Annotated in this window: 1 protein-coding gene and 1 pseudogene; both read left to right on the forward strand. The window is 58.5% G+C overall.

Features of this window, described 5'->3' with window-relative positions:
• The first annotated feature begins 128 nt into the window (after nt 1-128).
• Nucleotides 129-1,477: pseudogene (locus tag CQ12_RS14230) on the forward strand (transposase).
• Between the two features lie 271 nt (nt 1,478-1,748).
• Entirely contained in the window at nt 1,749-2,006 is a 258-nt protein-coding gene (locus tag CQ12_RS14235) for a hypothetical protein (RefSeq protein WP_157088208.1), read from the forward strand.
• The last annotated feature ends 800 nt before the right edge of the window (nt 2,007-2,806 follow it).

Below are 2,806 nucleotides of genomic sequence, written 5' to 3' on the forward strand. Positions count from 1 at the left end.
GCTCCACCCCGGAAAGCAGACGTCGGTGAACCGATCTGCCATGTCGGCCAAGGGCCGATTTTGTTGAAAAAGTCGGCGCTTGCGCCGGTTGATCTTCGCTGATTCAGTCGTAGCGAGAGGACTGAATCATGATGGGACATCAGCTAGGTGAGCAGGCTGCGTTGTTCTACGAGTTTTCGCTCGAGCGGCACGTTCCGCCCAATCATCTGTTGCGATCGATCGACAGGTTCGTGGAGCTCGAAGGGTTGAGGCGGGAGCTGTCTTCTACAGCACGATCGGGCGCCCCTCGATCGCCCCCGAGCTGATGGTCCGGATGCTGTTGGTCGGTTACTGCTTCGGCATCCGCTCGGAGCGGCGCTTGTGCGAAGAGGTTCACCTCAACCTGGCATACCGCTGGTTCTGCCGCCTTGGACTCGATGGTGACGTGCCCGATCATTCAACCTTCTCGAAGAACCGGCATGGCCGCTTCCGCGACAGTGATCTGCTGCGACGGCTGTTCGAGGCCGTCTTGCGCCGCTGCATCGACGAGGGTCTGGTTGGCGGAGAAAGCTTTGCGGTCGATGCCAGCCTGATCAAGGCCGATGCGAACCGGCAGAACGGCATCGAAGGCGAGAAGGGGCTGCCCCCACAAGCCGCAGGCCGTGCCGTCGATGAGTATCTAGCCGTCTTAGACGATGCGGCCTTTGGGGCCGCGACCGAGATCGTCCCCAAGTTCATCTCACCGGCTGATCCAGCCGCACGCTGGACCGGTGCCCATGGCGGACAGGCTTTCTTTGCCTACTCCACGAACTATCTGATCGATGTGGAGAATGCGATCATTGTCGACGTTGAGCCGACCACCGCGATCCGGCAGGCAGAAGTTCTCGCCGCCAAGCGCATGATCGAGCGGACCGCAAAGAACTTCGCTCTCCACCCATCCAGGCTCCTCGGAGATAGCGCCTATGGTTCAGCCGACATGCTGGGCTGGCTGGTCGATGAACACAGCATCGAGCCGCATGTGACCGTGTTCGACAAATCGGCGCGCAAGGACGGCACCTTCGCACGCGACGACTTCAACTATGATCCCGCCGGCGACGTCTATATCTGTCCCGGCGGCAAGACGCTGACCACAACAGGAACGCGTGTAAATGATGGCGAGACGCTGCTTTATCGAGCGAGCAAGGCTGACTGTGACACCTGCGCCTTGAGGCCACGCTGCTGCCCGAACACGCCTGCTCGAAAGGTGCCTCGCTCGATTCATGAGAGGGCCCGCGACATGGCGCGAGCGATTGCCAACTCCTGGGAAGGTCGAGCATCACGACGACTGCGCAAGAAGGTCGAAATGTTGTTCGCTCACCTCAAGCGCATTCTCAAACTGGACCGACTGCGCCTACGTGGACCAAATGGTGCCCGCGACGAGTTTGTCCTCGCAGCAACCGCTCAGAACCTCCGGAAACTCGCTAAGCTGGTCCCAATGCCGCAGCCAAAACCAGCCTGAAAGGCGGTCGGTTCGCGCTGCAATTTGGGGGCGCCTCGGTCGCGGACGGACTTCTTCAACGGAATCGACCAATAACAGACATGGTGAGGCCTCTGTCTTGGTCTCGCAAACGGTTGGCTTTCTCGATAAAACGGAACTTAACCAACCTTTGGACGCCTTCGTGGAACAAATTACATTCGTGCTCGTTTGAGGGCCATATCGGCTTGCGATTACTTCGGAACGGCTGACGTAATGACCATTGCGCGCTCAACCAGCATTGACGAAGCGGATCATGCCCGACAGTCTCACGCGCAAGCGCTTATTAAGGAAGACCGCTGAGACGGAAGTTCGTCTTGCGCTAAGCCGGAGGCATATCGCCCGCCAAAGGGAAATAATAAGCTGGCAGCAAGAAAATGGACTCGATGCGGAATTGTCGTTGCAACTGTTAAGCACGTTCTTGTCGGTGCACCAAAGCCTTGAACACAACTACGGCATCCTGCAGGAAAAACTTGCCGCGCTATCTGAGTCTCAGATGCTTGATCTGATGTAGCGAAATGATGCCATCCTGTTCCCGACTGGCGAGCGAGGCAGCCGAAGTCCGATATGGGTCATTGTGACGGGCTTGACCGGACCGAGGCCGGTCTACCCCGGTGAACGGACATTCTCAGGATAGGCGGGCATGTCTCAAAGGGGCCAACAGGCGACATTCGCGAAATGAAAGAGGCCGCCAACTGAAGCGGCCTTAGTGGATCACTCCCAATTCCTTGAGTGGGAGAGCCGGGCTCGACGCTCTTGTGAGCCCGGGGGTCGATCTTCTAGTCCGGTACTGCTAGTCGCAACGGCGGACCCTGCGGACCGAACCGTCGTCGCGCTCGATCGTGACGGTGCGGCATCCGCGATCATATCCGTAGGCGCGATAAGCGCGTCGATCATAGTCTCGGTCGTAGCGGGGCCGCGGGCCCACTCTCACGCCGCCGAGCGGAGTATCAACGGCAACTTGAGCTGACGCGGGTGCAATAGAGATCGGCGTGCCGATAGCGAAACCAGCAACCGCCAGTGCACCAGCCAATAACAGAGTTCTCATAAGAGTTTCCTCCTGGGTTATGCATTGCTTTCCAACATCCGAGGTAGGGCAAGGTTCCCGCGCGAACTTCATCAAATGACCGGCGGCTCAGACTTGGGCCGCCTGCCTATGGGATTGGATACGGGCAGAAGTCCGCCGTGCATGTTCCTGAACCATACAATACTGTTGGAATGTCTGTTGAGGGTCATGTGTGGACGACGCCCGCATTGCAAGAAGAATCTGACGTTCGGCTTGCGGTCGGGTGCAAGTCATGTGTCCGGCCTGTT

The sequence above is a fragment of the Bradyrhizobium jicamae genome, assembly GCF_001440395.1.
Classification (GTDB): domain Bacteria; phylum Pseudomonadota; class Alphaproteobacteria; order Rhizobiales; family Xanthobacteraceae; genus Bradyrhizobium; species Bradyrhizobium jicamae.

Bases quoted from the DNA above. Each gene is read 5' to 3' on its own strand.
- CQ12_RS14235 (WP_157088208.1), top strand. From the start codon at position 1,749: ATGCCCGACAGTCTCACGCGCAAGCGCTTATTAAGGAAGACCGCTGAG.